General features: G+C 45.5%; 1 protein-coding gene. It reads right to left on the bottom strand.

Translation table 11 applies throughout. The features are described from left to right. Nucleotides 1–323: 50S ribosomal protein L25 (locus ACTHSP_RS23300; protein ID WP_440347155.1), on the bottom strand; the 323-nt coding region annotated here is incomplete at both ends.

Genomic DNA, 323 nt, shown 5'->3' with positions numbered 1-323 from the left:
GTAACAGTAGCAACAGCCAGGTTTTCGTTACGTTTCAGAGAAACGCTTTCAACACCTTCTGGCAATTTGATGTCTGACAAGTGCAGAATGTCACCGGCAACTACTGATGCACAATCCAGTTCCAAGAAAGCAGGAATGTTTGCAGGCAAAGCAACTACTTCAACAGAAGTGTTCAACAGAGATACGCGGCCACCTTGCAATTTAACAGCTTGAGAGTTTTCAGCGTTAACAATGTGCAGAGGAACACGGATGCGTACAGGTTGATCAGCTTTTACAGCTTGGAAGTCGATGTGTTGAACTTCGCGACGGAATGGGTGCATTTG

The sequence above is a fragment of the Neisseria sp. P0001.S005 genome, from assembly GCF_051963715.1.
This window is presented reverse-complemented; position numbering and strand designations above follow the sequence as displayed.